Raw genomic sequence first — 2,256 nt, forward strand, 5'->3', positions numbered from 1 at the left:
CGTCGTACAGGAAGCTGAAAAATCTACTTTTGGTAATGAATTTTTCAGCACGAATTAACAGGAAATTACGTTGTGAATCGGCACTTTTCTGCAGCTTTGCTAGGCTGCATTTTGACCTCATCGGTCTCATTTTCAGCATCAGCGGTAACCACGTCACAAGCCATCAAATCTGGCTGGAACACCTTTAGCGACAACGTGTCACAAACCTGGTCGCAACCGCAGAGTTATGATTTTTATCTGCCGGCGATTACCTGGCATAACCGCTGGACTTACGACGATGAACATATCGAGAAGTACAACGAACGCCCATGGGGCGCGGGTGCGGGCGTTTCACGCTGGGATGAGAAAGGTAACTGGCACGGCCTGTACCTGATGGCGTTTAAAGACTCGTTTAACAAATGGGAGCCGATTGGTGGTTACGGTTGGGAAGCGACCTGGCGACCGCTTAACGATCAAAACTTCCATTTGGGTGCGGGATATACGGCGGGCGTAACGGCGAGGGATAACTGGAAATACATTCCGGTTCCGCTGATATTGCCTTTAGCATCAATTGGATATGGTCCAGCCACTTTCCAAATGACTTATATTCCCGGCACTTACAATAACGGCAATGTCTTTTTTGCCTGGCTGAGATTTGAGTTTTAAGCATTAGCAGTGCGCAGAAAGTGTGATCGGCATGCAAAAAATCAATATTTATCACTTTTTCATCAAATCGCACTGGACAAATGTCACCGCAATTGCTGTACTAGACGTCGACACAGTTTAGTGTCCTTTTTTCATGTAAAGGTAATATAGATGTCTAAGATCAAAGGTAACGTAAAGTGGTTTAATGAGTCGAAAGGCTTCGGTTTCATTACTCCAGAAGATGGCAGCAAAGATGTATTCGTACATTTCTCTGCAATCAACAGCAACGGTTTCAAAACTCTGGCTGAAGGTCAGCGCGTTGAGTTCGAAATCACTGACGGTGCTAAAGGCCCATCAGCTGCTAACGTTATCGCACTGTAATTTAACAGTTCGAATTCTGAAAACCCGCCTCCTGGCGGGTTTTTTTTATGCTTAAATCGGCTCGCTGCTTTATCTCCAGATAGATTCTGCGGCACATCTCACAGATAACTTCCGTAACACAGCCACACCAATGCTTACTTGCAGATTTTTATCCGGCAACGCTATATAACTGCTCAGGGAAAATGAGGAGGCAGGATGAACATACGTCAGGCACAGGCAAAAGACAGTTTTGCATTGAGCGCGTTATTAACCGAATTAGGTTATAGCGCGACGGAAGGATTTATCGATTCGCGTTTGGCCCAGCTTATTGATCATCCGGATGAAACGTTGTTGGTCGCTGAACACGGCAATCAGGTGCTGGGTTTTTTGTCATTACACTTTATTCCACAGCTGGCATTGGCCGGCGATTTCGCCCGCATTAGTTACTTTTGTATTGCCGAAGGCGAACGCAGCAAGGGCAGTGGACAGCAGCTATTGAATCACGCCGAGCAGCTGGCGCTTTCACGCGGTTGTGATCGCATGGAAGTGCATTGCCACTCATCGCGCCTTAAAGCCAACCAGTTCTATGCGCGCGAAGGCTATGTGGAATCCCCTCGCTATCACGTTAAAGCTCTGGGTTGAGATTTAGCTCGCGTCCGCTGGCAATCACAATGGCATCGGCGATGCTGTCGAGTTGTGCAAAAGGCAGCAGCGCCGCGCTGACGCGAATGAATTGCCGGCTGTTAATGCTACAGCGCTCACCGGGCAGCACGGCGATGCCTCGCGCGGCCAGCGTGATCATCGCGTACTGCTCCGATTCCACTGGAATCCACACGCTTAATCCATCGCGCTCCTCCAGCACCAAACCGCGTTTCGCCAGCGCTGCCAGTAATTGCTGGCGACGTTGCGCATAGGTGGCTTTGGCCTGCTGAATACGCTGCTGAGTCTGCTCGTCGTTGAGCATCCACGCCACGGCATCCTGCAAAATACGGCTGGTCCAGCTCACGCCAAAGTTGCGCCACGCTTGCAGGCGCTTCACCATTTCCGTAGTGCCTGATAACACCGCCAGACGCAAATCCGGCCCATAAGCTTTTGAAAACGAGTGCACATGCAGCACGCGTTCGGGATAGTGGAAGCCCAGGCTAAACACTGGCCAGCGCGACAGATCGCCAATGCCGTCATCTTCCACAATGATGGTGCTGCTGTTCGCCAGCACGCGTGCGAGCTCTGCACTGCGTCGCTGACTCACGCTGTGTCCGGTGGCTGAATGGG

General features: G+C 50.4%; 4 protein-coding genes. 3 read left to right on the forward strand and 1 reads right to left on the reverse strand.

Annotated features, from left to right (window positions below):
• The first annotated feature begins 72 nt into the window (after positions 1-72).
• The 3 genes from pagP to RTY00_RS23825 all read left to right on the forward strand — a co-directional run bounded on the left by pagP (position 73) and on the right by RTY00_RS23825 (position 1,626).
• A complete protein-coding gene (gene pagP / locus RTY00_RS23815; RefSeq protein WP_409519167.1) occupies positions 73-645 on the forward strand; it encodes a lipid IV(A) palmitoyltransferase PagP in 573 nt (190 codons plus the stop codon).
• Between the two features lie 150 nt (positions 646-795).
• Positions 796-1,005, forward strand: coding sequence for a transcription antiterminator/RNA stability regulator CspE (gene cspE / locus RTY00_RS23820; RefSeq protein ID WP_007890714.1), 210 nt, complete (start codon positions 796-798; stop codon positions 1,003-1,005).
• Positions 1,006-1,200: 195 nt separating this feature from the next.
• A complete protein-coding gene (locus RTY00_RS23825) occupies positions 1,201-1,626 on the forward strand; it encodes a GNAT family N-acetyltransferase (RefSeq protein WP_312666616.1) in 426 nt (141 codons plus the stop codon).
• On the opposite strand, the gene RTY00_RS23830 is transcribed toward RTY00_RS23825, so the two are convergent.
• Positions 1,610-2,256 (reverse strand): aminotransferase class I/II-fold pyridoxal phosphate-dependent enzyme (locus RTY00_RS23830; protein ID WP_312666617.1); only part of this gene is annotated, 647 nt, incomplete at its 5' end. The two genes, RTY00_RS23825 and RTY00_RS23830, sit on opposite strands and share 17 nt — an antisense overlap.

Source organism: Pantoea sp. CTOTU49201 (assembly GCF_032054795.1).
In the GTDB taxonomy this organism is placed as follows: Bacteria; Pseudomonadota; Gammaproteobacteria; order Enterobacterales; family Enterobacteriaceae; genus Pantoea; species Pantoea symbiotica.

Coding starts and splice junctions, on each gene's coding strand:
- RTY00_RS23825 (WP_312666616.1), top strand. CDS start 1,201: ATGAACATACGTCAGGCACAGGCAAAAGACAGTTTTGCATTGAGCGCG.
- cspE (WP_007890714.1), top strand. CDS start 796: ATGTCTAAGATCAAAGGTAACGTAAAGTGGTTTAATGAGTCGAAAGGC.